Origin of the sequence: Leucobacter aridicollis, assembly GCF_024399335.1 — a bacterium.
GTDB classification, from domain to species: Bacteria; Actinomycetota; Actinomycetes; order Actinomycetales; family Microbacteriaceae; genus Leucobacter; species Leucobacter aridicollis_A.
The window spans coordinates 3423556-3450483 of sequence record NZ_CP075339.1 but is presented as its reverse complement, the minus strand read 5'-3'; the positions used below and the strand labels follow the sequence as shown (position 1 = coordinate 3450483).

27 protein-coding genes are annotated in these 26928 nt (G+C 64.8%); 25 read left to right on the top strand and 2 right to left on the bottom strand.

The annotated features are described in order from the left end of the window. Window positions 1–25: 25 nt before the first annotated feature. The 8 genes from KI794_RS15515 to KI794_RS15480 are packed head-to-tail and all read left to right on the top strand — an operon-like array spanning window position 26 to window position 8099. The gene (locus tag KI794_RS15515) at window positions 26–1282 is read left to right on the top strand and encodes an ABC transporter substrate-binding protein (protein WP_255808587.1); all 1257 of its coding nucleotides are present in this window, start codon (window positions 26–28) and stop codon (window positions 1280–1282) included. A gap of 30 nt (window positions 1283–1312) precedes the next feature. Next, on the top strand, window positions 1313–2224 hold the full coding sequence (locus KI794_RS15510; RefSeq protein ID WP_119282560.1) for a carbohydrate ABC transporter permease: 912 nt from the start codon (window positions 1313–1315) through the stop codon (window positions 2222–2224). Further along, window positions 2214–3143 (top strand): carbohydrate ABC transporter permease, encoded by a 930-nt coding sequence (locus KI794_RS15505; RefSeq protein ID WP_220663722.1) that lies wholly within the window; start codon window positions 2214–2216, stop codon window positions 3141–3143. Before KI794_RS15510 ends, KI794_RS15505 begins: the two co-directional genes overlap by 11 nt. Beyond that, on the top strand, window positions 3140–4123 hold the full coding sequence (locus KI794_RS15500; RefSeq protein ID WP_255808583.1) for an ROK family protein: 984 nt from the start codon (window positions 3140–3142) through the stop codon (window positions 4121–4123). The genes KI794_RS15505 and KI794_RS15500 overlap by 4 nt, the downstream gene beginning before the upstream one ends. Window positions 4124–4152: 29 nt before the next feature. After that, a complete protein-coding gene (locus KI794_RS15495) occupies window positions 4153–5685 on the top strand; it encodes a M81 family metallopeptidase (RefSeq protein WP_255809784.1) in 1533 nt (510 codons plus the stop codon). Window positions 5686–5699: 14 nt separating this feature from the next. After that, window positions 5700–7046 carry an alpha-L-fucosidase gene (locus KI794_RS15490; RefSeq protein ID WP_255808582.1) on the top strand — a complete coding sequence of 449 codons (1347 nt, stop codon included), beginning with the start codon at window positions 5700–5702 and terminating at the stop codon, window positions 7044–7046. A gap of 10 nt (window positions 7047–7056) precedes the next feature. Next, the gene (locus KI794_RS15485) at window positions 7057–7779 is read left to right on the top strand and encodes a copper homeostasis protein CutC (RefSeq protein WP_255808580.1); all 723 of its coding nucleotides are present in this window, start codon (window positions 7057–7059) and stop codon (window positions 7777–7779) included. Next, window positions 7776–8099, top strand: a complete 324-nt coding sequence (locus KI794_RS15480) for an L-rhamnose mutarotase (protein WP_255808578.1) — start codon at window positions 7776–7778, stop codon at window positions 8097–8099. Before KI794_RS15485 ends, KI794_RS15480 begins: the two co-directional genes overlap by 4 nt. A gap of 9 nt (window positions 8100–8108) precedes the next feature. On the opposite strand, the gene KI794_RS15475 is transcribed toward KI794_RS15480, so the two are convergent. Further along, the gene (locus tag KI794_RS15475) at window positions 8109–8846 is read right to left on the bottom strand and encodes a GntR family transcriptional regulator (RefSeq protein ID WP_255808576.1); all 738 of its coding nucleotides are present in this window, start codon (window positions 8844–8846) and stop codon (window positions 8109–8111) included. Window positions 8847–8949: 103 nt separating this feature from the next. Here KI794_RS15475 and KI794_RS15470 point away from each other — a divergent pair, with 103 nt between their 5' ends. From KI794_RS15470 to KI794_RS15425, 10 genes are all read left to right on the top strand, one after another. Continuing rightward, the gene (locus KI794_RS15470; protein WP_255808575.1) at window positions 8950–9648 is read left to right on the top strand and encodes a FadR/GntR family transcriptional regulator; all 699 of its coding nucleotides are present in this window, start codon (window positions 8950–8952) and stop codon (window positions 9646–9648) included. Window positions 9649–9774: 126 nt separating this feature from the next. Beyond that, window positions 9775–10632 carry a fumarylacetoacetate hydrolase family protein gene (locus KI794_RS15465; RefSeq protein WP_255808574.1) on the top strand — a complete coding sequence of 286 codons (858 nt, stop codon included), beginning with the start codon at window positions 9775–9777 and terminating at the stop codon, window positions 10630–10632. Next, window positions 10632–11387, top strand: a complete 756-nt coding sequence (locus KI794_RS15460) for an SDR family NAD(P)-dependent oxidoreductase (RefSeq protein WP_255808573.1) — start codon at window positions 10632–10634, stop codon at window positions 11385–11387. Before KI794_RS15465 ends, KI794_RS15460 begins: the two co-directional genes overlap by 1 nt. Window positions 11388–11474: 87 nt before the next feature. Beyond that, entirely contained in the window at window positions 11475–12635 is a 1161-nt protein-coding gene (locus KI794_RS15455; protein ID WP_370647895.1) for a fumarylacetoacetate hydrolase family protein, read from the top strand. A gap of 202 nt (window positions 12636–12837) precedes the next feature. After that, window positions 12838–14199, top strand: coding sequence for an ABC transporter substrate-binding protein (locus KI794_RS15450; RefSeq protein WP_119282571.1), 1362 nt, complete (start codon window positions 12838–12840; stop codon window positions 14197–14199). Further along, on the top strand, window positions 14200–15150 hold the full coding sequence (locus tag KI794_RS15445; protein ID WP_255808571.1) for a carbohydrate ABC transporter permease: 951 nt from the start codon (window positions 14200–14202) through the stop codon (window positions 15148–15150). It abuts the gene before it with no gap. Further along, window positions 15143–16060 carry a carbohydrate ABC transporter permease gene (locus KI794_RS15440; RefSeq protein WP_255808570.1) on the top strand — a complete coding sequence of 306 codons (918 nt, stop codon included), beginning with the start codon at window positions 15143–15145 and terminating at the stop codon, window positions 16058–16060. Before KI794_RS15445 ends, KI794_RS15440 begins: the two co-directional genes overlap by 8 nt. After that, window positions 16057–16410 (top strand): L-rhamnose mutarotase, encoded by a 354-nt coding sequence (locus KI794_RS15435; RefSeq protein ID WP_119282572.1) that lies wholly within the window; start codon window positions 16057–16059, stop codon window positions 16408–16410. The genes KI794_RS15440 and KI794_RS15435 overlap by 4 nt, the downstream gene beginning before the upstream one ends. Continuing rightward, window positions 16395–17255: an amidohydrolase family protein gene (locus KI794_RS15430; RefSeq protein ID WP_255808569.1), complete on the top strand. Its 861-nt coding sequence runs from the start codon at window positions 16395–16397 to the stop codon at window positions 17253–17255. The genes KI794_RS15435 and KI794_RS15430 overlap by 16 nt, the downstream gene beginning before the upstream one ends. After that, window positions 17252–18247 (top strand): aldo/keto reductase, encoded by a 996-nt coding sequence (locus KI794_RS15425; RefSeq protein WP_255808568.1) that lies wholly within the window; start codon window positions 17252–17254, stop codon window positions 18245–18247. The genes KI794_RS15430 and KI794_RS15425 overlap by 4 nt, the downstream gene beginning before the upstream one ends. Window positions 18248–18273: 26 nt before the next feature. Here the strand turns inward: KI794_RS15425 and KI794_RS15420 are convergent, their stop codons facing one another. After that, window positions 18274–19017 carry a FadR/GntR family transcriptional regulator gene (locus KI794_RS15420; protein ID WP_255808567.1) on the bottom strand — a complete coding sequence of 248 codons (744 nt, stop codon included), beginning with the start codon at window positions 19015–19017 and terminating at the stop codon, window positions 18274–18276. Between the two features lie 116 nt (window positions 19018–19133). On the opposite strand from KI794_RS15420, the gene KI794_RS15415 reads away from it, so the two are divergent. From KI794_RS15415 to KI794_RS15385, 7 genes are read left to right on the top strand one after another with little or no spacing between them, the layout of a single operon-like run. Further along, window positions 19134–20285 (top strand): mandelate racemase/muconate lactonizing enzyme family protein, encoded by a 1152-nt coding sequence (locus tag KI794_RS15415; protein WP_119282576.1) that lies wholly within the window; start codon window positions 19134–19136, stop codon window positions 20283–20285. A 2-nt stretch (window positions 20286–20287) separates the two neighbouring features. Continuing rightward, window positions 20288–21250 (top strand): MBL fold metallo-hydrolase, encoded by a 963-nt coding sequence (locus KI794_RS15410; protein ID WP_119282577.1) that lies wholly within the window; start codon window positions 20288–20290, stop codon window positions 21248–21250. Beyond that, window positions 21247–22362, top strand: coding sequence for a Gfo/Idh/MocA family protein (locus tag KI794_RS15405; protein WP_255808566.1), 1116 nt, complete (start codon window positions 21247–21249; stop codon window positions 22360–22362). Before KI794_RS15410 ends, KI794_RS15405 begins: the two co-directional genes overlap by 4 nt. Beyond that, window positions 22359–23585 carry a CaiB/BaiF CoA transferase family protein gene (locus tag KI794_RS15400; protein WP_255808565.1) on the top strand — a complete coding sequence of 409 codons (1227 nt, stop codon included), beginning with the start codon at window positions 22359–22361 and terminating at the stop codon, window positions 23583–23585. Before KI794_RS15405 ends, KI794_RS15400 begins: the two co-directional genes overlap by 4 nt. Then, on the top strand, window positions 23582–24712 hold the full coding sequence (locus KI794_RS15395; protein WP_255808564.1) for a hypothetical protein: 1131 nt from the start codon (window positions 23582–23584) through the stop codon (window positions 24710–24712). Before KI794_RS15400 ends, KI794_RS15395 begins: the two co-directional genes overlap by 4 nt. 10 nt (window positions 24713–24722) lie before the next feature. Beyond that, window positions 24723–25529, top strand: a complete 807-nt coding sequence (locus KI794_RS15390; protein ID WP_255808563.1) for an enoyl-CoA hydratase/isomerase family protein — start codon at window positions 24723–24725, stop codon at window positions 25527–25529. A 59-nt stretch (window positions 25530–25588) separates the two neighbouring features. Next, complete coding sequence (locus KI794_RS15385) at window positions 25589–26902, top strand: enolase C-terminal domain-like protein (protein WP_255808562.1); 1314 nt, start codon at window positions 25589–25591, stop codon at window positions 26900–26902. Window positions 26903–26928 lie beyond the last annotated feature (26 nt).

Genomic DNA, 26928 nt, shown 5'->3' with positions numbered 1-26928 from the left:
TATCCGATGCCTGAGGAGGCGTTCAATGAAGAAGATTAACCTGGTGCCACTCGTCGCCATGACCGTGGGAGCGGCCGCAGTGCTCACAGGCTGCAGCGGCAGCGGATCAGCACCCAAGGACGACAACACGATCGTCGTCGACATGTGGGCTGGCTCGGAAGATGACACGACCGCGCTCAACGAGCAGCTCAAGATCGCTCAGGAGCAGAACCCTGATCTGAAGATTGAGCTTCGCACCGCGCCGTGGGGCGACTTCTTCACGAAGCTCACCACCAACATGGCATCGGGCAACATGGCCTGCGTCACCGGCATGAACAGCGGCATGCTCTCCAGCTACACCGACGGCTTCGTGAAGCTCACTGACGAGGATTTGAAGACCGCCGGCCTGAGCAAGGATGACTTCGCGCCGGGCGCGACCGAGATCCTCGAGAACAAGGGCAACATGTACGGCCTGCCGTTCGACGTCTCCACCATGGTCACGTACTACAACGAGGATCAGCTGACGGCCGCGGGCGCTGATCTGCCGAAGGCCGGCTGGAGCTTCGAGGACTTCGAGGCCACCGCCAAGAAGGCGACCGCTGGCGGCAAGTACGGCTTCGGCATCGGCATGGGTGACTTCCAATGGCAGGCGCTCCCGATCGCGAAGTCGGGTACCCAGCCCGTCACCGAGGACGGCGAGCTGCAGATCGGCGACTCGGCATTCACCGATGCTGCCGAGTGGTACGCGTCGCTCGTCACCGAGCAGAAGGTCGCGGCACCCGTCGCATCGGCATCCGACGGCGGCTGGGGCGAGAACCAGTTCACCGGCGAGAACGCAGCGATGGCCGTCGACGGCACCTGGAACGCAGTTGGCTACCTCACCAACGACGCAGGCTTCAAGGCGGGCCTCGCTCCGCTACCTACGGGCGCAAACGGCAACCTCAGCCTCGTGCTTGGCTCGGGCTTCGGCATTGCCGAGACCTGCGAAAACAAGGAAGCGGCGCTCAAGGTCATGGGCTCGCTGCTCAGCAAGGATGCACAGGATTACGTTGCATCGTCGGGCCGCAGCTACCCGGCACGCGCCGAGAGCCAGCCGCTCTACTTCGAGTCGCTCGATGAGGCGTACCGTGACGACGTGCAGGCAGTCTTCGATGAGGCGTTCAAGGACGTTGAGGGACAGCGCGTCTCAGACAACTGGGCAAAGGTCGGCACCTTCGTGCAGCCCGAACTCGTGAGCGTCTACAACGGTCAGGCCGACATGCGCACCGTGCTCGAGACTGCTCAGAAGCAGTTCAGCAACTGATTCAGCACACAACTAGGTAAGTAGCAGAGAATGACCACATTGCAGGCGCGCCAGCGCAGCCGTCGGTCGTTCGCCAAGATGGAGGCGCGCCAGGCGCTGGGCTTTGCAAGCCCGGCCCTGGTGGGCCTCGCCCTGTTTACGATCGTTCCGGTTGTCTTGTCCGTAGTGATGAGCTTCTTCAACTGGCCGACGTTTGGCGAACGCACCTTCATCGGGATCGGGAATTACGCCCGTCTCTTCGAGGATCCGGCATTCATGCCCGCGCTTCGAAACACACTCGTGTACACGGTGCTTTACGTGCCTGCAAGCGTGATTCTCTCGCTGCTGCTCGCAGTCGCTCTCGGCCCGAGGATTCGTGGCCGCGGCGCGCTGCGGGTGCTCTTCTTCATCCCTGTCGTCACCCCGATGGTCGCGAACGTGCTCGTGTGGAAGATGCTCCTGCAGCCGCAGGGCCTCTTTAACGGGCTCGCGCAGACATGGTTCGGCCTCGAGCTGCCGAACTTCCTCGCAGACAAGAACTGGGCGATGATTATGGTCGTCGTCATGAGCGTCTGGCAGGGCCTCGGCTACAACATGCTCATCTTCTCGGCGGCGCTTGAGCAGCTCCCCGAGAGCGTGATGGAGGCAGCCCGCATCGATGGCGCGAAGGGCTTCCGCCTGCTCTGGAGCGTGACGATCCCCATGATCTCCCCGTCGATCTTCTTCGCAACGATCATGACGATGATCACGTCGCTGCAAGTCTTCGTGCAGCCGCAAATGCTCACGGGCGGCGGGCCAGGCAACGCCACCGCCCCTCTCGTCATGTGGATCTACAACCAGGGATTCAAGTACCAGGAACTCGGCCTCGCCGCCGCCGGTGCGTGGATTCTGTTCGCGCTGATCATCATCATCACCGCGGTCCAGTTCCGACTGCAGAAGAAGTGGGTGCACTATGAGCACTGATCTCAACGCAACACGGGTGATGGCTGTCGCCGCTGCCGGCGGCGAGGCCGCGGTGCGGGGGGCCAAGAAGCGTTCGCGCGAGCCGATGACCCCAGGCGAGCGCATCCGGCTCGTCATCGCCCACATCAGCATTTACGTCGCCGCTGCGCTGTTCATGCTGCCTCTCATCTACGCGTTCTTCTCGGCGCTCAAGCCGAACGGTGAGATGTTCGCGATGCCTCCGAGCCTCTTCGGCTCCGAGATTCGCTGGTCGAACTTCGCCGAGGTATTCGAGTTCGGGCCGTTCTGGACGTACATCGGCAACTCGCTCTTCGTCGCGGTCGCGGGCACCCTCGTCGTGCTCGTCGTGTCGACGACGGCTGGCTACGCGTTCGGCCGACTGCGCTGGAAAGGCCGCGACGCGGTCTTCGTGATCTTCCTCGCAACGATGATGGTTCCCGCTGAGGTCCTTGTGATCCCCATGTTCCAGGTCATGCAGTGGTTCAACTGGGTTGACACCTACCCCGCGCTGATCTTCCCGTTCGCGTTCACGGCGTTCGGCACATTCCTCATGCGGCAGTTCTTCCGCGGCATCCCGTACGAACTCGAGGAGGCCGCGCGCATCGACGGCGCGGGCCCGATCCGCACGTTCCTGCGCATCATTCTGCCACTGTCGAAGTCGGCTGTGGCGGTGCTGTCTGTCTTCACGTTCATGAGCTTCTGGAACAGCTACCTGTGGCCGCTCATTGTGACCGTCGACCTTTCGGCGCGTGGCACACTTCCGATTGGTCTCGCGAGCTTCTCGGGCCTCACCGGCACGCGGTGGGACCTGCAGATGGCCGCAGCGATCATCTCAATGATCCCGACGACGATCCTGGTGATCGCGCTGCAGAAGCACCTCGTGAAAGGCATTGCGATGGCAGGTCTCGGCGGACGATGACGCACACAGCAGACACTCACCCGGGCGTCTTCGCAGGAATCGATATTGGTGGCACCAAGATCGCTGTCGTGCTCGTCGACGCCGCGGGCGAGATCCTCGCCCGCGGCTCGGCCGTCGCGCCGGCGAAGCAGGGCGGCGAAGCGATGGCTGCGACGGCTGCCCGCCTCACCTCCGACCTGCTCGGCGAGAGCGGTGGCACGCTCTGCGCTGCGGGCGTTGGTGCGGCCGGGGTCTTCGACTACGACACGGGTGTGGTGACCGCGGCGTCCTCGACATTCGTTGACTGGGTCGGCTTCCCGCTGCGCACACGACTCGAGGAGCTCCTTGGCGTTCCGATCGCAATCGAGAACGACGTCAACGCGTTCCTGCTCGGGGAGGTTTCGTTCGATGCGCACGCCGAACCCGACGCCTTCGGAGTCATGCTCGGGACCGGAGTCGGCGGCGCGCTCATCCTTGATGGCACGCTCCGTCGCGGCGCCCGCGGCGGCGCCGGCGAGATCGGCCACACCCCTGGGTACAGCGACCTCGTCTGCACCTGCAAGCAGACCGGTCACCTTGAGACGCTCGCATCGGGGACGTCGATCGGGCTGCGCTACGCGGAGCGCACGGGAGTGTCCGGGTTGACGGCGAAGGAGATTGCGGATCGGGCGCGCGCGGGCGATGCCGACGCGCGCGCCGTGTTCGAGAACGCTGGGCGAGCGGTCGCGCTCGCCTGCTCGTCGATGTCGACCCTCCTTGACGTCGCCGAGGTGATTGTCGGGGGTGGGGTCTCGCACGCGTGGGATCTGCTCTCGCCGGTGATGGATGAGACGCTGCGGACCGCGGCGCCAATCACCGGAACCCCGCTCCGGATCCAGCGGGCGAAGCGCGGCGGCGACGCCGTCGCGCTCGGCGCTGCAGCGTCGGCGCAAAAGCTTCTCAGGGCGACCCTCGCCCACGCACAGTTGAGCACACAGACAAGTGAAGGAGCCGCACGGTGAAGAACGACCTTGACGCACACGAGATCTGGATGGGGCCCCTGCCTGAGCTGTCCGAGGGCGGCATGGCGAGGCCCCGGATCGGGATCGCGGGCATATCGATCGAATCGAGCACCTTCTCCCCGCACGTCTCCGGCGACGAGGCGTTCACGATCAGGACAGGCGCAGACCTGCGCGGGTACTACCCGTTCCTGGAGGAGGGGCGCGAGCTCGGCGACGCCGCCGAGTGGGTGCCGCTTTACCACGGCCGTTCGCTGCCTGGCGGCGCCGTCGCCCCCGCGACGTATCAGCGCATGAGGCAGGCGATTCTCGACGCGATCCGCACCGAGGGCCCTTTCGATGGCTTCTTCTTCGACATCCACGGCGCGATGAGCGTGCAGGGCATGGTCGACGCCGAGGGCGACCTCGCGACCGCGGTGCGCGAGGCCCTCGGCCCCGACACCCTCGTGACGACGTCGATGGACCTCCACGGCAACGTCTCCGAGACGCTCCGCGACGCCGTCGACCTACTCACCTGCTACCGCATGGCCCCACACGAGGACTGGCTGAATACGAAGGAGCGGGCGGTGCACGCGCTGCTCACGCGGCTCCGCGGCGAGCACGGCACCGATCCGCTCGCGCGTCGGCCGCTGAAGGCCTGGGTTCCCGTGCCCGTGCTGCTGCCTGGCGAGAAAACGAGTACCCGGCTCGAGCCCGCGCGGAGCATCTACGCCGAGCTACCAGGCATCGAGGCGCTCGATGGCGTCGTCGACGCCGCCGTCTGGGTGGGCTACGCGTGGGCAGACGAGCCGCGCTGCCAGGCCTACGTCGTCGTTACCGGCGACGACAGTGAGGTCATTGCTCGAGAGGCCGAACGCGTTGCCAGGATGTACTGGGACGCCCGTGAGGACTTCGTGTTCGTTGCAGAGACCGCCTCGCTCGATGGGGCGCTCGAGAACGCCCTCGCTCCTGGTGCCGCTCGCCCATACCTCATCTCGGATTCTGGCGACAACCCGACGGCTGGCGGTGCTGGCGATGTCACCTGGACGCTCACCGAACTCGTGAAGCGAGAGGAACTCACGAACGGCGACGTCACGACGCTTGTCGCGTCAATCTTCGACGCCGATGCGGTCGCACAGGCAGTGGCTGCAGGTGTTGGCGCCGACGTGCTGGTGACCGCCGGCGCGCGAGTCGATGCAGGCCCGAGTGGCCCGGCAGAGCTCAGGGGCACTGTCTTCTCAATCACCGACGGCGACCCCGACGCTGGCACGCAGGTTGTCATCGCTGTCGGCGGCGTGCATGCGATCATCACCGAGCGGCGCAAACCCTTCCACCACCTCGACGACTTCCGCATGCTCGGGCTCGACCCCGAAGCGGCAGACATCGTCGTCGTGAAGATTGGCTACCTCGAGCCAGAACTCTACGACCTGCAGCGCGGGTGGACGCTCGCGCTCACCCCGGGCGGCGTGGATCAGGATCTGCTGCGGCTCGGCCACCACAAGCTCGCTTCGGGGGTCTACCCGTTCGATACCAGCGGGACGCCCGCACTCACGGCTGTCGTCGGCCGCCGTGGCGAAGACGATTAAGGAGCTCTCCTCTCATGATGAACTTTGAGTCTCGGGTCGGACCAGACTTCGGCGACAATGCCCCGATCTACCCAACGAACGGCGTGCCTGACTGGTACCGCGATGCGAAGCTTGGATTTTTCATTCACTGGGGCCTGTACTCGGTTCCTGCCTGGGCAGTCGAGCACGGCGAGCGGTTCATTCCGACGGAGGATGCGTACGCCTGGCACCAGTACGCCGAGTGGTACGGGAACACTGTGCGCATCGCGGGGAGCCCGACGTGGGAGCGCCATCAGGAGGTCTACGGGCCCGGCGTGAGCTACGAGGATCTCGCGGACCGCTGGGACGCGGCCGCGTTCGACGCCGAGCAGTTCGTGGGTGAGCTGCTCGGAGCCGGGGCGAAGTACATCGTTCCCGTCACGAAGCACCACGAGGGATTCTGTCTCTGGGACACCGAGACGACTGGGTTCAATTCGGTCGCCCGCGGCCCAAAGCGTAACCTCATCGGCGAGCTGCATGACGCAACGCGTCGCGCAAACGCCCGCTTCGGCGTCTACTTCTCTGGGGCCCTCGACTGGCACGTGAGTGACTTTCCGCCGATCGAGTCGGACACCGACCTGTTCAGGTTCCGTCGCAACGACCCCGCCTTCTCACGCTACTCGGCCGAGCAGGTCGACGAGCTCATCGCGCGCTTCTCGCCGGACGTGCTCTGGAACGACATCGACTGGCCTGACGGCGGCAAAGGTCACGAGGACTATGGCGTTGCGTCGCTGCTTGGGCGCTACTTCGATGCCGTCCCAGACGGCGTCGTCAACGACCGCTGGGGTGTGCCCTACCACGGCTACCTCACGCGCGAGTACACGAACGTTGCAGAGATCCAGCAGCAGCCGTGGGAGTCGACGCGCGGCCTCGGGTTCTCGTTTGGGTTCAACCAAGACGAGAGCGAGAAGCATTCACTGTCGGGCACGCAGCTCGTGCGCCACCTCGTAGATGTTGTCTCGAAGAACGGCAACCTGCTCATCAACGTCGGACCCACCGCCGCCGGCGAGATCCCGCCGCTGCAGCTCCAAGCGATGCGCGAGATGGGGGCGTGGCTCAACGTCAATGGCGAGGGCATCTATGGCACCAGGCCGTGGACCCGTGCCGAGGAGCGCGTCGGCGTCTCTCGCCGGTACACAACGTCGGCCGGGGCGGTGCACGTGCACGTCATGGAGCCCGAGGTTGGCGAGGTCGAGCTGCCAGCCGAGCTCGCGGGTCGCGACGCCGTCTGGGCCGACGGGAGCGCGGCGGTGCAGCAGACCGGCGCCGACGGCGTCGTTCGCGTCTCGATCCCCGCTGGTCTTCGCGCCGAGCCTGTCGCGATGCTCACAGTCAACGTGTAAGGATCACAGTATGACTCTCCTCGAAATTGCCGTCCAAGACGTCGCCGGTGCCCGCACCGCGATCGGAGCTGGTGCGGATCGCCTGGAGCTCTGCCAGGCGCTCGGCGTCGGCGGGCTGACTCCCTCGATCGGCACGATTGAACAGGTTGTCGACGCCGTCGGCGGCGAGCGGATCGCAGTGCTCGTGCGGCCAAGGCCCGGTGGCTTCGTCTACGACGCCGACGAGATCGAGCTTGTGAGCCGTGACATTGCCGAAGCGACGAAGCGAGGAGCCGGCGGCGTTGTCGTCGGCGCGCTCACTGAGGCCGGGCTCGTCGACACCGAGGCGCTCGCGCGCTGGCGCGACGCGGCAGGCGCTGCCGATCTCGTGTTCCATCGTGCGATCGACACTCTTGCGCAGCCGGAGGGAGTGCTCGAGTCGCTCGTCGACGCGGGCGTCACGCGGATACTCACCTCCGGTGGTGCCGCGCAGAGCCTCGACGGCGCCGAAACGCTCGCGCGTCTCGTCGAAGCCGCGGCAGACAGACTCGACATTATGGCCGGTGGCGGAGTGACAGTCGACGCGATCCCGACGCTCGTGGCGACTGGGATCGCCGCGATCCATCTCTCGGCGAAGCGCCCCTCGACGAGTACGGCCCCGAGCGGCCCAGGGGGTGGTGCCCCTGAGTTCGACGTCACAGACGCTGGAATTGTCGGTGCCGCTGCCGCGGCGCTGGCCGGGAGCGCGCGATGAAGCGGGTGGCGCAGGTCATCGGCCTGCCAGCAGAGCATCGCGAGGCGTACGAGCGCTATCACGCCGCCGTCTGGCCGACTGTACTTGAACGAATCACCGCGAGCAACATTCAGAACTATTCGATCTTTCGCCACGGCGAACTGCTGTTCTCGTACTTCGAGTACGTGGGCGACGACTACGAAGCCGACATGGCGAAAATGGCCGCAGACCCCGAAACGCAGCGGTGGTGGTCAGTGCAGCAACCGCTGCAGCAGCCGCTTCCCGACCGTGCAGAGGGCGACTGGTGGACCGAGCTGCCCGAGGTCTTCCACCACGAGTAGCTCGCCCAGTCAGAGGGCGAGCGAGGTTGTCGGTGCGGGCCGATCCTGATGGGCTCCCGGCAAGTACGGCGCACCCGAATTCACCCCGTGCGCGACCTCAAACCTCAGGTAGGCGGCGGTGAGGTGATCGCGCATTGCCTGCTCGGCGGCTTCTGGTTCGCGGCTGCGAATCGCCTCGTGGATGACCCGATGCTCGGCGACTGTGTACTGCCCGGTGCGCTCGCCAGGGTGCAGTCTGAATGCGTGAAGATGGCAGTGAGTCTGCGAGTAGGCGGTGCGCAACACCTCGTTGCCTGTGCTGCTGAGGATCGCGTCGTGAAACCTGATGTCGTGGTCCATGAGTTCGTATCGAATGTCAGCCTGTCGGCCGATGAGGTCGGTGATGTCTGCGATCTCCCGCTCAAGCACGTAGCCGGGGTTTTGTAGCCTGTCGGTGGCGGCGATCTTTGCCGCCCACGGCTCGACGAGCAGCCTGAACTCGAACAGCTCGCGAAGCTCAGCGGCGTTCAAGATCGGCGTCGTTCGATAGCCACGACCAGGCTCCTGCACGACGAGGTTGTCGCCCTGGAGCTGCCTGAGGGCTTCCCGCACGGGGGTCGAGGACACCTCGAGCTCGCGGGCAAGCGCGTCAATGTTGATGCGCGCGTTCGGCGGGATCTCCTCGCGAAGCACACGCGACCGGATCAGTTCGTACACCGACGCGAAGGCGTGCGGGTCAGCCTGTGAGTGATCCGGGTGTGAAGCCATGGATGAGATCCCCTCGGGAGTATGCGCGGTCACCCCTGCTGGTGCCTGCGCTGTCAAGCGTAATGGGGAATCGTGGCGGGCGTCCTCCTCTAGGATCGAAAGCATGGCAGTCACTGACGATGTGATCTTTCGCATTAAGGAAATGATCCGGACCGGGGATCTCGCGCCTGGCGACAGATTGCCCCCGGAGAAGGAGCTCGGTGAGCTGCTCGGCGCCTCCCGGAACTCGCTGCGCGAGGCCGTGAAGGCACTCGAGGTGATTCGGGTCCTCGACGTGCGGCGCGGCGACGGCACCTACGTGACGAGCCTCGAGCCGAGCATGCTGCTCGAGGTAATGAACTTCGCTGCAGACCTGCACAGCGACGATTCGGTGCTTGAGATGTTCGCGGTGCGGCGAATGCTCGAGCCGCAGGCCGCGGCGCAGGCGGCTCGTGTCATGGACGCTCAGGCGATCGCCGACCTGGAACGCGAGGTCGCGAGCGTGAGCGAGGAGACCGACACCGATGCGCTCGTGCGCCACGACTCCGACTTTCACCGCGCGATCGTCGCTGCGGTCGGCAACGGGTACCTGTCGAGCCTCGTCGAGTCACTCGCTGCCCACACAGTGCGCGCGCGCGTTTGGCGCGCGCTCACGCAGGATGGCGCGACCGGTCGAACGGTGTCTGAGCATCGCGCGATTGCTCAGGCAATCGCCGCAGGCGACTCTGAGCTTGCCGCGGCGCTCATGACTGCGCATATCGCGGGCATCGAGAGCTGGTTGCGGGAGGCAACCGTGGCTCCGGCTGGCACGGCACAGTCTTAGAGATCCCACTTTTGGGGCTGGCTGCAGGGATATTCAGCTTATTTGTAGGTGTTTCGGTGCGGTTCACGCCTGGATTCGGGTACAGTTTCTTGTAAACATCCCACCTTTGCGAGAAACGAGTGTTCAATGAAGTTCGCCCAGCTTGGTCCCATTGGGGCTGAAATTCCCGCCCTCGTGACCGACTCGGCCACGTACGACCTGCGTGCCATCACGGCGAAGATTGACGGCGCATTCCTCGAGGCGGGTACCGCCGAGGTTCAGCGCCTACTCGACGCTGGCGAGTTGCCAGTGCTTGAGGGCGCAGCCGAGATGCGCGTCGGCGCGCCCATCGCGCGACCCTCCGCTGTCGTGTGCGTCGGCATGAACTACGCCGCGCACGCCGCCGAATCAGGCTCCGCGCCGCCCGAGAACATGGTCATCTTCAACAAGCTGCCCAACACGGTTGTTGGGCCGAACGACGTCGTCGTCATTCCGAAGGGAAGCGTGAAGACCGACTGGGAGGTCGAGCTTGGCATCGTGATCGGCAAGCGCGCGAGCTACATCGAGTCACTCGAGGCGGCCGAGGAGTACATCGCGGGGTACGTCGTGGTGAACGACCTATCGGAGCGCACCTGGCAGATCGACCTGTCGGGAGGCCAGTGGGGCAAGGGCAAGTCTGCCCCCGGTTTCTCGCCGACTGGCCCCTGGCTCGTCACCCGCGATGAGATTGACGCCCAGAACGTTCGCTTGCGGAGCAGCGTGAACGGCGAGACTCGGCAGGACTCGTCGACCTCAGACATGATCTTTAGCATCGCGCACATCGTGCACGAGCTGAGCCAGTACATGGTGCTTGAGCCGGGCGACCTTGTGCTCACCGGCACCCCTGAGGGCGTCGCGCTCTCTGGCCGGTTCCCCTACCTCTCGGCAGGCGACGTCGTCGAGGTGTCGATTGACGGCCTCGGCGGCCAGCGTCAGGAGTACGTCGCGTACGAGGAGGCGAACTGATGAGCGGAGAGTTTGCAGGACTCGTAGCGATCGTCACGGGTGGGGCCTCGGGTATCGGAGCCGCGATCGTCGACAGATTCCGCGCGGGCGGTGCCGAAGCGGTTGTGTTCGACCTGAACACCGAGAACGTTCCAGCTGGCGTGTTCGCCGTACGTGTCGATATCGCTGACACCGACAGCGTGAACGCCGGGATTCAAGCAGTTGCCGAGCGCTTCGGCCGCATCGACATTGTCGTGAACAATGCTGGCGTCGGCGCGCAGGGCACAATCGAGGCCAACGACGACGCTGAGTGGATGCGCGTGCTGAACATCAACGTGCTCGGGCTCGTTCGCGTCTCGCGCGCAGCGCTGCCATGGCTGCGTAAGTCGCCGTCGGCGGCGATCGTCAACACGGCGTCGATCGCTGTTACGGCCGGGCTTCCCGAGCGCGCGCTCTACGGCGCGTCAAAGGGAGCCGTCTACTCGCTCACGCTGCAGATGGCTGCCGACCACCTTCGCGAGGGAATCCGCGTGAACTGCGTGAACCCCGGGACGGCAAACACGCCCTGGGTGCAGCGGCTGTTGGACTCGGCACCGGACCCAGCGGCGGAGCGCGCAGCGCTTGAGGCGCGCCAGCCGCACCTGCGGCTCGTGCAGCCCGAGGAGGTTGCGGCCGCGGTCGCCTACCTCGCGAGCCCGCTCGCTGGATCCACGACGGGCACCGCGATCGCCGTCGACGGCGGTATGGACGGACTGCGGCTTCGGCCGACGGCGTAACTCACGCCTCCACACTCGGGCCGCCGCGCTCCTGCCGAGAGCAGGGGAGCGGCGGCCTTGCTGCAAGAATTTGAAAGGACAACGGTGTTGAAATCAATTGATGTGCTCCCTGTCGACGCTGCGGAGGCGACGCTCATAGCCCGAGTATGGGACCCGGTGGTTCGTGCTGGGCGAGTCGCGGTCGTGCGCGGAGATGAGCTTGTAGACCTGAGCCGAGACATCGCCACCGTCTCTGACTTGCTTGATGAGCTTGACCCTGTCGCTCGCCTCCGAGAAACAGAGTCAACGCATCGCTGGAGCCTTGATGAGGTGCTCGAGGCGAGCTTTGCGGGCGATACTGAGCGACCGCACTTGCTCGCGCCGATTGACCTGCAGGTTGTGAAGGCGTGCGGCGTCACCTTCGTTGACTCGATGGTAGAACGCGTCATCGAGGAGCGCTGTGGGGGCGATCCGGCGGCCGCCTCGGCGGTGCGAGCGGAAGTTGCCGCGGCGATCGGAGGGGACCTTGCCTCGCTCCAGCCTGGCTCGGCCGCGGCGCTCGATGCGAAGCGCGTGTTGCAGGATCGCGGGTTCTGGTCGCAGTATCTTGAGGTTGGAATCGGCCCTGACCCCGAGGTGTTCTCGAAGGCGCCTGTGCTCGCGTCTGTCGGAGTCGGCGCGGGTATTGGTGTCCCCGACTTCTCGGCATGGAACAACCCTGAGCCAGAGCTCGTGCTGTCGGTGAACTCGCGTGGCGAGATTCGCGGTGTCACGCTTGGCAACGACGTGAACCTGCGCGACGTGGAGGGGCGGAGCGCGCTGCTGCTTGGAAAGGCAAAGGACAACAATGCCTCAAGCGCGGTCGGGCCGTTCTTGCGGCTGTTCGACGAGCACTTCACCCTTGAGTCGGTGCGGAGCGAGGACATCGAGCTCAGAGTTGAGGGCGTGGATGGGTACGTGATGACTGGCGTGAACTCGGTCGCGCGGATCAGTCGGCCGTTCGAGGATCTTGTCGACGCAACCTACGGTGAGCATCATCAGTACCCCGATGGGTTTGTGTTGTTCACTGGGACCCTGTTTGCCCCGACGGCGGACCGTGGCGAGCCTGGTCTTGGGTTTACCCACGAGTATGGGGACAGTGTCACGATTCGTAGCCCACATCTGGGGACGCTGCGAAACACGGTTCGACGAATGTCTGAGCTGCCGCGATGGTCGGTTGGGCTTCGCGAGTTCATGGCGGGGCAGCGGAGGATCGCCGCTGAGGGGTAGTCGATGGGGCAGTTATTGAACTGCCACCAAATAGAGTGAGCGTGGCTCGGGAGCAGTGTGTGCGTCCCGCGCCACGCTCTTTTTCGTCAGCCTTGGGGGGAGATTGAGCGCGCACTTGTGCCTAAGGTCACACGTATGATGTAATAACTTTATTCCGACCGGAACATTAGTCGTCAACGACGTCGACCAGCAAAGGACCGACATGCCAAAGCAAACAATCTCCCGTCGTACCCAGTTGCTCGCAGTGGGGAGTGCGCTGCTCGCCGGCGCCCTTGCTCTCACGGGCTGCGCCTCGGGTGCTGGCGGCGGCGCCGACGAGTCGGAATTCGGCTTCGCGGCGGCAGAACAGGTAGCCGACAGCCCGATCACGGTGTGGGTAGACGCGTCGCGCGAGCCCGCGATCGCTGCGTTCCGAGAGGCGCACCCAGATATTGCCGTCGAGTACGAGGTGTACGACGGCAATGCGGGTGGCTCAGGTACCTTCCAGACGAAGGTCGCTCTCATGGACCAATCAGGCGAGGGCTGGCCGGACGTCGTGTTCTCGTCGCAGCAGAACGACGCGATCTGGGCGTCACAGGAGACAAATGGTGTGCAGCCATTTGCCGCACCGCTGAACAAGGGCCTCCTATCTGATGAGTTCCTTGCGGGCTTCGCTGCGGGATCGCTCGACTATGGCACCGTCGACGGTACCGTCTACGGGCTTCGCAACGACCTTGCGCAGGTGGTGACCTACTACAACCAGGACCTGCTCGATGAGTTCGGCTACGAAGTTCCCACCACGTGGGAAGAGTATGGCCAACTGGGCGACAAACTTGCAGAGGAGCACCCGGGATACATTCTCGGAAGCCTTGGTGACGCTTTCATGACTTATGTCTACTACGGCGGCACCGAGTCGCCAGTCTTCCAAGCTGAAGGGACAGAGTTCTCTACCGACACCTCTGACAAGAACACTCAGAAGATCACCAAGATCCTTGACCGCATGCTGCAAAATGGCACCCTCGTGCAGGACAGCTTCTTTAGCGCGACGTTTGCCGACAAGTACGCGGACAAGATCGTGGCTCTGCCTGGGCCGGTGTGGTACACGGGAGCTATCTTCCAGGGCGCACTTGCAACTCCCGCGGGCAAGATTGGCGTAGCGGCGCCGCTCAAGTGGGAAGGCGGCGAGGTTGCCACGGGCAACGTTGGCGGCGGAATCTGGTACGCATCCAGCCACAGCAAGAACCTCGCGGCTGTTGCCGAGTTCATGACATTCGTGACGAGTGCACCGGAGTTCCAGGTTGAAGCCTCGGCTGCCTACCCCGCATACACGGCGGCGGCGGAGGGCTGGCTCGCGAAGCTCGAGGAGACCAACTACTTCGTGAACGCCGACTTCAAGGAGATCATGACGTCCGCGGCCGATTCAATCTGGTCAGGCTGGTCGGTCACGAAGTGGAGCCCCGAAACCGCCTGGGCAACAGTTGTGATCCCCGGCGTTGCCGAGGGAAAGACGATCGAGTCGCTGCTCCCAGCCTGGGAAGAGAAGCTGAAGAATGAAGCCACGGTCAACGGGTACACGGTGAAGTAATTGTCTGAAACCCGCACAATCCTGCTCGCCGACGCGGCCCAAAACGGGCCGCGTCGGCGGCGGGCAGTACCCAGGCAGCGCACATCGCTGCGGCACCGCGAAGCGCGGTTCGGCCAGATCTTCATCAGCGGCTACACGCTGCTGCTGCTTGCGTTCGGCATCGTCCCAGCGCTCTACGCGCTGTACCTCTCGTTTACGCGAAACGGCGCATTCGTTGGCTTTGAGAACTTCACCCGCATCTTCGCCGACTACAGGTTCTGGCCAGCCGCAACCCACGTCGCTGTCTACATTCTGTTCTGGCTCATCAGCCTGATCGTCGTCGTGGTCGCCCTCGCGCTGATCGTGCATGCGATCAAGGTGCGATGGGTATCGGCGAGCGCGCGATTCTTGTACTACATTCCGGGGGCAATCGCCGGCGCCTCAAGCGTGATGCTCTGGCTGTTTCTGCTCGACCCGACTGTGAGCCCCGTCGCGGGCCTACTCCGCGGGATCGGTCTGGACACGCTCGTGCGTACTGTCTCGATCGACAACCTCCCAGTCATCTTTACGATCATTGCGTTCTGGACTGGCGCCGGTTCCTGGATCGTCATCATGTACGGTGCGCTCAATAACATCGACGCCGAGGTGATGGAAGCCGCGCGAATCGACGGGGCGAACGCTGTGCAGACCGCATGGCACATCCAGCTGCCGATGATGACGAAGTGGATCTCCTACATGGGAGTGATGAGCCTCGCGGCGGGAACTCAGCTCTTCGTCGAGCCACGAATCCTCTCGCAGGCGACGCGCGGCGTCGTGCCCGAAGACTACTCACTCAATCAGCTCGCCTACCTCTATGCGTTCAGGCAGAACGACTTCTCAGGCTCAGCGGCAATCTCGATCGTGCTGCTCGCGATCGCGCTGATCCTCTCGTCGATCTTCATCTTCCGCGGAAAGTTGTTTGAAAGTGACTAGCGAACAGGTCTCACAGAAGCGCGGCGGCGCGCGCGCAGCAGTCGACCCGAAGCAGTGGCTCTCTCGGGTGACGATCGGGGTCGTGCTCATCGGCTTCGCGGTCTTCTTTATTCTGCCGATCGTGTGGCTGCTCCTTGCCCCAACGAAGAACCCGAAGCAGCTCTTGCTCGACGGGCCCTTCTCGTTTGGTTCGGTTGAGCAGCTCGCCGCGAACTGGAACTCGCTCTTCGGGTTTCAGGACGGCGTCTTTCTGACATGGCTCGGCAACTCGACGCTGTACTCGTTCGGCGCGATCCTCATCATGCTCATCGTCACGATTCCGGCAGGCTATGCGCTCGCCCTGACGGACTTCAAGGGGCGCAAGACACTCCTGATGACGACGCTCGTTGTCATGCTGATTCCCAATACGGCGCTCGTCTTGCCGATCTTCCTGGAACTCTCGGCTCTGAAGCTCATCGGGACCCCGCTTGCGGTGATCCTCCCGTTCTCCTTCTTCCCGTTCGGCGTCTACCTCACCTACATCTATTTCTCGACGACGGTATCGCGCGACCTGCTGAACGCTGCCCGTATCGACGGCGCGGGGGAGCTCCGCGTGTTTGCGCAGATCGCCATGCCGCTCGCGGCGCCGGTGATCGCGTTGACGGGGTTCTTCAACTTCACCGGGAACTGGAACAACTACTTCCTGCCGTTCCTTATGGTCGGAGGGACGAAGTCCCCCGTGCAGGTGGGCCTCGCGAACATGCTTGCGAACGTTCCGCAGTTCAACCCGACGACTGCTGCAACGAGCGTGATTGAACTGCCGACGCTTGCACTCGCCACGCTCCTGTCGATCCTTCCCATCCTCATCATCTTCCTGTTCAGCCAGCGCTTCCTCGTGAGTGGCATGACAGCGGGCGGAACGAAGGGATGACGGGATACCCGGTCTGCGGCGGTAGCGCTAGACGGTTCGGCTTCGTCGTGAACGTGCTGCCCGAGAAGCGCGCTGCGTATCTCGAATTGCATCGCGCAGTGTGGCCGCGTGTCGAGGAAGCGATGCGCGAGAACGGAATACACAACTATTCGATCTTCATCGTCGATGACACGCTCTTCGGCGTCTACGACTATGTCGGTGACGACTACGAGGCCGATATGGCCCGCGTGCAGGCAGACGAAACGAGTCGCGAATGGTGGACGCACACGGATCCCTGTCAGGTGCCGTTCGGTGCGGCTGTGGCCGCGACTGGGTGGCGTGAGATGGAGATGGCATGGCACATGGACTAGCTGTCGGCGTGATTGATGCGCACTGCCACCTGTGGGACCTTGCGGTAACACCCCAGGAGTGGATCGTTGGCGAGAGTATGGCTGCAATCGACCGTGACTTCGCGGTTGACGATCTGGATGAGGTACTCGCGACGCATGCGGTTGGCAGCGCGGTGCTCGTGCAGGCGAACAACTCGCTTGCCGAGACGCGCTTTCTCCTTGACGCCGTCGTATCGTCGTCGCGCGGGCATCGAGTCGTCGGCTGGGTCGATCTCACGGCTGACGTCGAAGCGCAGCTGAACGACATAGGCGAGCACCCAGCCGCCGCTTCTCTCTGCGGCGTTCGGCACCTCGCGCACGTCGATCCGGATCCCGGCTGGCTCGCCCGCGATGATGTCGCCAGCGGTATCCGTGTAGTCGCGGCGCATGGGCTCACCTGTGACCTCGTCGTGCGTGCGCACCAGCTTCCCGCGGCCACAGCGCTCGCTGGGCGGGTCCCGGAGGCGACATTCGTGCTCGACCATGCAGGCAACCCGCCGAGTGACGCGGCAGGGAGGGCGGTGTGGGAAGCGGACCTTCGGCGACTCGCGGCGCTACCGAACACGGTCTGTAAGCTTTCGGGCTTGGCTACGAACACCACGGCAGAAGCCGCACTCGCCGTGGCGCTTGACGCGTTTGGCGCGAACCGGGCAATGTTCGGCTCCGACTGGCCCCTCGTGCGGTTGAGCGATGAGGGGTACGGCGGTTGGGTTGACAGCGTTCGCGCTGCCACCGCTCGTCTCACAGTCGCTGAACGCGAGCGCGTTTTCGCTGGCACAGCCCAAGCCGTTTACGCAGCCAGCTTCGCGGCGCGGGCAGCGCGATGAGGGGGGAGCTCGAGCGAGTAGTTCTTGGCTCGACAACCGCGTGGACGACCCCTGTGGGGTTTGGGGGAGCGTCACTCGGCAACCTGTATCGCGAGACAACCGACGCCGAGGCGGCGGGCGCGGTATCGGCCGCGTGGGAGGGCGGGATCCGCTCGTTCGACACCGCGCCGCACTACGGGCTTGGCCTGTCAGAGCGACGGATCGGTGAGGCGCTCGCGTGCTATCCGCGCGAGGAGTTTCAGCTTTCCACGAAAGTCGGGCGACTCCTCGTGTCGAACCCGACGCCGCGTGGCCGCGACGAGGGGTTCGCGGTGCCTGACACGCTCACCCGAGAGTGGGACTTTAGTCTCGATGGCGTTCGCAGGTCGCTTGAGGGGAGTCTCGAGCGACTCGGGGTGGACAGGGTCGACGCCGTGTTCGTGCACGACCCAGACGCGGCCTATCCAGGCGCGGCGCGAGAGGGGCTTGAGGCCCTATCCGTGCTCAAAGCTGAGGGCCTCGTTGCGGCGGTGGGTGTCGGCACGAATCAGTCCGCTGGTCTCGCCGCGCTGCTCGGCGATGGCCTCATCGATGTGGTCATGCTTGCTGGTCGCTATACGCTGCTCGAGCAGGGCGCGCTTGACGACGTGCTCGAGCCGGCGAGTGCGGCCGGCGCCTCGGTGATCGCGGTAGCCGTGTACAACTCTGGTCTGCTTGCCGCCCCGCGTCCGCCCGCCGACGCTACCTATGACTATCTGCCCGCACCAGCTGAACTGCTTGGGCGGGCGAATCTGCTCGCTGATGTCTGCGAGCGGCACGGGGTTTCGCTGCCAGAGGCCGCACTCGCGTTCCCTCTCCTGCACAGGGCTGTCGCGGGCGTTGCGCTCGGAATGCGCAGCGCCGAGCAAGTGCGAGCGAACCTCAGCCGCTTCGCTGCCGATATTCCTGGGGCGCTGTGGAGCGATCTTGTCGAGCACGGGCTCGTCGACCCGCGAACTGTTGGGCTCGCGTAGCTTCCGCGGGCGTTCGGCTCCCGCAGTTAACTACCTGCAGGGATCCGGCGGCGTTCCCAGGCCTGGGTAATGTGATCGTTCATTTCGCGGGCGGCTGTCTCGCTGTCGCCTGCAATGATGGCGTCGAGGATGCGCTTGTGCTCTTCGACGGTGGCGGGCATTGCCTCGGGCCCGGGGGCACCGTAAAAGCGGGCATTGTCACGTGCGCGGCTCGTGAGGGTTCTGGCGATGCCCTGCGCGAGCCTGTCGCCGGCGATGGCCATCACAGCTGCGTGGAACTCGACGTCGCTCGCCGCGAATTCCTCGGCGTCGGCGATTGTCGCCTCGAGGTGTTCGTGGGCTGCAACGAGTTCCCCGATAGCGGCATCGTCCCTGCGGGCGGCGGCCCGGCCAGCCATACCTGACTCAAGTTCAGCGCGGACCGTTGCGATCTCGTCGAGGATGCCGAGTTCAGCGTCATTCTCGATCATCACGGTGAGCACGACTCTGTCGAGGATGTTCCAGTCGTGCTGCTCGGTGACGACTGTTCCCCGTCCCTGAGCGACCGAGACCATCCCTTTCTCTTCGAGCCGCTTGATCGACTCGCGGATCACGGTGCGACTCACGCCGAAGTGGTCGCAGAGTTCTGTCTCGCTTGGAAGCAGTTCGCCAGCTTGGAAATCGCCGACGACGATTGCTGTGACGAGGTCGTGTACGACGATCGTGCCGAACCGTGCCGTCGGGGTGCGCGGAGCACCGAGAGTCTTGGGCTGCTGGGGAAGCGGGGGCATGGGGCGAGTCTAGCGATAAAGGTGCGACGTATGACGCAAGGCGAGCTGGGCTCGCCAAAGTGAGTCATAAGTCGTATGATGTATGTTAAGTGTAATCGAGCGGCATCAAGGACGATATGAAGATCACCGGGTACAGGACCCTGCACACGCGCCACGATTGGCAGCGGCCCATCGGGGACGCAAACGGGCACATCAACCCGGCCGTCACCGAATCCCCGATTGTGATCGTTGAGACCGATGCAGGCATCGAGGGCGTCGGCGTCGGCTCGCACGCAGACCTCGAGAGGATCTTCCCCGCGATCCTCGGAGAAGACCCCCGCAGCGTGGGCTCGCTGTTCGACAGGATGGTCGCGCAGGTATTCAAATCAGGCCACTCCGGCGCAACCTACGGGGGAATCGCGACTCTCGACGCGGCGCTCTGGGATATCAAAGCAAAGGCGGCGAACGAGCCCCTCTGGCGACTTCTCGGTGGGCGCGATCGGTTCGTGCCGGGATACGCATCCGGGCTCGACATCGCCCTACCAGACGAGCAGCTCGCCGATCTCTACGCCGGGTACGCTGAGCGCGGCTACGTCGCCGGCAAGCTCAAGGGCGGGCTCGACCTTGACGCGGACCTCAGGCGGCTACAGATCATGGCCGATGCGCTCTCAGCGCACACGAGCCGGCCCGGCCTGATGCTCGACGCGAACGAGTCCTGGCAGCCCAAGCAGGCTGTGCGTTACATCTCCGCAATCGAGGAGCGCCACGACCTGCTCTGGATCGAAGAACCAGTGCGCCGCTGGGACGTCGCCGGCCACGCCCGACTCTCCTCGCAGGTGCGCTCAGCAGTCGCCACAGGCGAAAACCTCACTGGAATCGACCAGTTCAGGCCATTCTTCGACGCGGGGGCGCCAGATATCGCCCAGGCGGGTGCGGTCTGGGGCATCACCCACTTCCTGAGGCTCGCGCTCGCCGCAGACGCGCACGATATTCCGGTGAGCATCGTCGGCTACAACGCGAATCCAGCGGTTGCCGCCGCTGCTGCCGCCGTGCCAAATCACCTCACGACCGAAGTGCAAGACACAGTGTTCGCGCCAGGCCTTGCGGTCGACCATGAGTTCCACGACGGCGGAATCATTCTGAGCGACGCCCCCGGCTCAGGCATCACCATCGATGAGGAGAGCATCGCCGCGGCCGCAACCGGTGAGGGATGGAGTAATCCAGCCGGCCCGCACATGCGCCCGGAGCGGGCGGGCCTTCGCCTCATTCTTGACGGAACGGAGCGGTAGCGATGAGTGAAATTCGGCCAGGGCTGCACCGCTACGTCGCCCCACTTGGAGAGCGGTTTGTTGCGCTCTACCTTTTCGTTGGCACCGACGCCGCGCTGCTGTTCGACACGGGAGTCCGCGACTCAGTCACCGGCACCCTGCTCCCAGCGCTCGCTGCAGACGGCATTGATCCGAGCAGCATTCGTTGGGCGATCAACAGCCACTGTGACTTCGACCACACGGGAGGCAACGGCGCGCTTCGTGACGCCATTCCGGGCGTCACACTGCTCGCGCACGGTCTCGATCGTGCGCTGACCGAAGACGTCGAGCTTCTCATCGCCGAACGCTACGGCGAGTTTGCCGCGGTCGATGGGTTTGATGACCCGCCCGCGACGACAGCTGCAGTGCGTGCTGACAGTGATCTCGTGGCGCTCGATGGGGAGCTACGCGGCGGTGAAGAGTTCGACCTTGGCGGCCGCAGCGTTCGAGTGGTTCACGTGCCAGGGCACAGCCCCGGTCACCTCGCGCTCTGGGACGAGCACAACAAAGCGCTCGCGATCAGCGACGCAGTGCTTGGCCGGACTGTTCCAACGGCGAGCGGAGCTCCTGCGTTCCCACCCACCTACCGGGACACGGATGACTATCTCCAGACGATTGCCAAGGTGCGTGGTTTTGACGCGGATCTGCTTCTGACCGCGCACTACCCTGTGTACGAAGGCAAGGCGGTAGCTGAGTTTCTCGACGATAGCGAACACTATGTTGCTGAGGTCGACGGCGCGATCCTCGCGGCCCTCGACACAGTTGCCGAGCCTGCGTCCACGCTCACTGTCATTCGAGCGGCAGGCGCGGCGCTCGGGCCTTGGCCCGCAGCAGCCCTCGACTACTCGATTTTCCCGGTCACTGGAAACCTCGAGCGGCTCCGGGATCGTGGCATTGTGCGCGAATTGATGCGCGACGGCAGGCGTCACTGGGAGCTCGCGCGATGAGCGCGGCGCTGCCCGCGGGGCGCAAAGCGAGAATCGGTGCGATCGGCGCTGGTTGGTGGGCGACAAGTAACCACTTCCCGATCTACGCAGCGCGCGACGATGTCGAGCTTGTGGGTGTGTGCGGCCAGGGGCCGACGCTCGGCGCCGTGCGAGATGAGTTCGGATTCGGCTTCGCGACTGAGGACTACGACGAGCTGCTTGACGCAGACCTCGACGGTGTCGTGATTACGACCCCGCATGATCTGCACGTCGAGCATGCCCTCCGGGCAATCGACCGCGGACTTCACGTCCAAGTCGAGAAGCCCGTGAGCCTCGACGCAGCGAGCGCGTGGGAGCTCGTGCGCAGAAGCGAAGCGGCCGGCACGCATGTGCTGGTGCCGTACGGGTGGAACTATAAGCCGTTCACGATCGCGGCGAAGCGCCTCGTCGACGCCGGCCACCTTGGCGAGATTCAGCACGTGCTGTGCCACATGGCTTCGCCGACGCGCGGGCTCTTCGCAGGCAACCCCGACGATATTCGCAGCCGGTGGGACTCGAACACCGCGGGCCCGCAGGCGAGCACATGGCAGTCGCCCGAGCGCGGCGGCGGCTACGCGCACGGCCAGGTCACCCACTCGAGCGCGCTGCTGTTCTGTCTGACCGGGCTGCGCGCCGAGAGCGTCATCTCGAAGATGACGGCGCCAGGAGCGGCGGTCGATCTGTTCAACTCGGCGGTGCTCGGGTTTGAGGGCGGCGCGCTCGGTGCGCTGTCGGGAGCCGCGACGCTTCCCGACGAGGATCCCTACCAGGTCGACATCCGCGTTTTCGGTTCAGAAGGTGTGCTCATGCTCGACACTGAGCGCGAGCGGGTGTCGCTGCACCGCTACGACGGGAAGCGGTGGGACCTTGAGATCGAGCCCGGAGCAGGGGGCTACGAGTGCCTCGCCCCGCCTGCGCGCTTTGTCGACCTGCTCACTGGCCGCGAGACCGAGAACCACTCAGACGCCCGCGTTGCCGCGCGCTCTGTCGAACTCATCGACGCCATGCACCGCTCGGCCGCCGCTGGCGGCGCCGAGATACTGCTCCCGCCGCTGCACGAGGCACTCACCCCATCCCGGAGGACAACATCATGACCACCCCTGCACCAGCAGTGCTTGCTGGCTACCGTGTGCTCGACTGCTCGATCGCCATGGCTGGCCCCTTCGCGGCCCAGCGACTCGGCGATCTCGGCGCCGATGTCATCAAAGTCGAGCCGACCTCAGGCGAATGGCAGCGGCACACCGCGGCCGGGGGAGCCCCGGGGAACGAAATCAATGTTTCGTTCCTGTCACTCAACCGCAACAAGCGGTCGGTCGCGCTTGACCTCAAAGCGCAGGAGGGGCGCGAGGCGCTCCTCGCCCTCGTCGCCGAGGCCGACGTGTTTCTGCAGAATTACCGGCCTGGTGTCGCCGGCCGACTCGGCGTCGACTACGAGTCGCTGCGCGCCGTGAACCCTGGCATCGTCTACGTTTCGATCTCGGGCTACGGCGAGGACGGCCCGTACCGCGACCGTCCTGGCCAGGACCTGTTGCTGCAGGCGATGAGCGGCGCGCTGCTCTCCGCGGGCCGCGAGGGTGAGCCACCGACGCCCGCCGGCCAGTTCCTCGCCGACGCCATCACTGCGTCGACCGCCTTCGAGGGTGTGCTCGCCGCGCTCCTGCACCGCGAGCGCACAGGTGAAGGTCAGCTCGTGACGGTGAACATGCTCGATGCGCTGACGACGCTGCAGATGCAGGAGCTCTCGGTGTATACGGTCGGCGGTGTGCCGCAGGCCCGCTCCGCGGAGCCGCACGCGCACAGCTACATTCGCGCCCCGTACGGCATCTTCAAGACCGCCGACGGCTTCATCGCCCTCGCGTTCGCCGAGCCAGCGGTGCTTGGTGAGCTCATCGGCGAACCAGGCTTTGTGGGCTGGAGCGGCGAGGTCGAGGGGTGGACGAAGCGCGACGAGATGTACCGCGGGGTGCAGGAGCGGCTCGCGCTCGAGACGAGCGAGCACTGGCTCGACAAGCTCGGTGCGGCAGGCATTTGGGTCGGCCCGGTGTATGGCTACGAGGATCTCGTGAACGATCCGCAAATCGCGCACAACGGCACCTTCGTCGAATACGAGCACCCGACCGAGGGCACTGTCCGCACGCCCGGCTTTCCGTACCGCTTTGACCGCACTCCCGCGCGCATCACCCGTGGCGCGCCGCTTGTGGGGGAGCATTCGCGTGAAGTGCTTGCCGAGGTGGGCATCGCGGAGGACCGCATCGACGCGCTGATCGCGCAGGGCACGGTTGCCGAGACGCTGCTTCCCGCCGGAGTAACCGCGTGACATATCGCGGGCTCACCTGGGATCACCCGCGCGGGCGCGCGGCGCTCGAGCGTGCGGCGCTCGCGGCTCCGGGGCTCATCGAGTGGGACGTGCACTCCCTTGAGGGCTTTGAGTCGAGCCCGATTGAGGATCTCGCCGCCCGCTACGACGTGCTCGTGATTGACCACCCGCACCTCGGCGACGCGCTCGCTGGCGGCGCGCTCAGCCCGGTCGAGTCGTGGCTAGGCGCCGCCGAGATCGAGCGGGTCTCGGCCGACGCCGTCGGGCCGAGCCTTGCCTCCTACGAGGCGCACGGCAAGACGTGGGCGCTGCCGCTCGACGCCGCGAGCCAGGTGTCTGCGCGCCTGCCTGAGCGGGTCGCTGAGGCGCCCCGCACATGGGACGACGTGCTTCGGCTCGCACGGCGCGAGCCTGTCGCCCCGAACCTTGCGGGCCCACACGCGATGCTCAGCTACCTGTCGATCTGCGTCGCCCTCGGTGAGGAGCCCGCGGTCGACGGCGCCGGCGAACTCGTGTCTGAGCGGGTGGGGGTCGAGGCCGCGCAGATCCTCATCGAGCTGTCGCGGACCGCGCCCTCAGGCACGGCCGAGCTCAACCCGATTCAACTGCTCGAGCGCATGCGCGCGGAGCGCGACGTGGCATACGTGCCACTCGTCTACGGCTATGTGAACTACGCCTCGGGGCCCGGGTCGATCGCATTCGGCGACGCCCCCGAAGGGCCGGGCGGTCGCATCGGCTCAGTCATCGGTGGCACGGGGCTCGCCATCTCGGCCCGCACGACGCCAGACCCGCAGCTCGTCGCTCTGCTCAGCTGGCTCATGCACCCCCTCACTCAAGCAACGCTCATCCCCGAGCACTCAGGCCAACCCTCGAATGGGGCGGCCTGGCATAACGCCGAGGTGAACCGAGCGGCCGGTGACTTCTACACCGCGACGCGGCGCACGCTCGACGAATCGTGGGTGCGGCCGCGTCTTCCAGGCTTCACCGCGTTTCAGGCGACCGCCTCAGGGCTGCTGCGCGAACACGTCGCCGCCGCCGACGCCGCGGGTGCCTGGCGCGCGGTGCAGGGCGAGTATGCACGTACCCTGGCGGGCGTCACAATTCCCCCGCTCCAACCCCAGACCTAAGGACTTTGCGATGACTCTCTCCACCCAGGCCGCGGCAGGCGAAACGATAGATGGGCGCATTGGCCTCGACATTGACGGTCACGTCGCGACGATCACTCTCGACAGGCCCAACAAGCTCAATGCCGTGACCCCTGCGATGAGCGCTGACCTCGAGCGCATCATCCACGAGCTCAACGACGATGCGAACGTGCGCGTGATCATCCTCACGGGCGCCGGCGAACGCGCCTTCAGCGCCGGCAGCGACATTCGCACCCTCGACACGTACGCGACACCCTGGGACTTTCGCAACCGCCGAGACTACTGCGATGCGCTGCGCGAAAGCCGCAAACCGATCATCGCCGCGGTGAACGGCTACGCCCTCGGTGGCGGCCTCGAGACTGCGCTGTCGTGCGACATTCGACTCGCTTCGGAGGCGGCGACGTTCGCGGCCCCCGAGATCAAGCTCGGCTGGATCGGCGGCGGAGGCATGAGTGCGTTTCTCGCCGCCTCGATCGGACAGTCGAACGCGGCCACGATGCTCCTTACCGGCGACTCGATCGACGCTGCGCGTGCCCTCGCGTGGGGGCTCGTGACCGAGGTGCTGCCGGCCGACGAGCTGCTCGCGCGCGCGAGCGAGCTCGCGGCAACGATCGCATCGCGCCCGCCGATCGCCGCAGAAACTGCGAAGGCGAACCTGCGCGCGGCCGCGAACCTGCCGCAGGAGGAAGCGGTGCGCTTCGAGCGTGAGCTGCAGACCGTGACATTCGCGACAGAGGATGCCGCTGAAGGGCGTCGCGCGTTCGCCGAAAAACGCCAGGGCGTGTTCTCGCGTCGCTAAACACAGCAGCGTCGCAATTAATCGTGTAGGAAATTGCAAGGTCGTATAGGATTCTGAACATGCCTGTTGTTACTTCGGTGCGTAGCTACGATGTGCGCTTCCCCACTTCGCTTGAGCTTGACGGTTCTGACGCTGTCAATGTTGATCCTGATTACTCGGCTGCGTATGCGGTGCTTGAAGCCGATAACGGTGAGCGCGGGTATGGTCTCGTGTTTACTGCTGGGCGTGGAAACGAGATCGTTGCGAAAGCGATCGAGAGTTACGGTGCCAGGCTTGTTGGGCTTGAGCTTGATGATCTGGTGAATGATTTGGGGGCCGCGGCGAAGCGGCTCGTGCATGATTCGCAGCTCAGGTGGCTTGGCCCGGAGAAGGGTGTTTCGCACATGGCTGCCGGCGCGGTCATTAACACGTTGTGGGATGTGCGGGCGAAGCGCGAGGGGAAGCCGCTGTGGCGGCTGCTTGCCGAGATGAGCCCGGAAGAGATTGTTTCGGCGATTGATTTCACGCACATTCAGAATGCGTTGACGCCTGACGAGGCGCTCGAGATCTTGCGGGCGGGTGAGGCTGGGAAAGCTGAACGGCTGGCTGAGCTTGCCGCGAATGGGCATCCCGCTTACACGACGACGCCTGGTTGGCTGGGGTACTCGGACGAGAAGCTTGTGCGGTTGTCGAAGGAAGCGGTTGCTGCCGGGTACGACATGATCAAGCTGAAGGTTGGCACGAGCCTTGAAGATGACGTGCGTAGGATGCGTCTTGCGCGTGAGGCGGTGGGTCCGGACATTCGGATCTCGATCGATGCGAACCAGCGGTGGGAGGTTGACGAGGCGATCGCGTGGACGAACGCGCTTTCTGAGTTTGATCCGTTCTGGATCGAGGAGCCAACGAGCACTGATGATGTGCTTGGCCACGCTGATATTCGTCGAGGAGTTGCTCCGATCAAGGTTGCCACTGGTGAGGCGGTGATGAACCGGATCATCTTTAAGCAGATGTTGCAGGCTGGGTCGCTTGACGTGTTGCAGCTTGATTCGACGCGTGTTGCTGGGGTGAATGAGAATCTTGCGATTTTGGTGATGGCGAAGAAGTTTGGTGTGCCTGTGTGCCCCCACGCTGGTGGTGTGGGGTTGTGCGAGTTGGTGCAGCATTACTCGTTCTTTGATTACGCGTCGTTGACTGGCGAGATTGGGTGGAAGCGGGTTGAGTTTGTTGATCACCTGCATGAGCACTTTGTTGAGCCTGCTCGGGTGGTTGATGGGAGTTATGTTGCTCCCGTGATGGCTGGGACGGGTGCTGAGATGCTTGAGGCGTCGCGTGATCGGTGGGTGTTCCCTGGTGGTGCTGGGTGGGTGGAGTTGCGGGCTTCAGGCCGCATCTAACCCCAATTCATTTCGACAATAGGAAG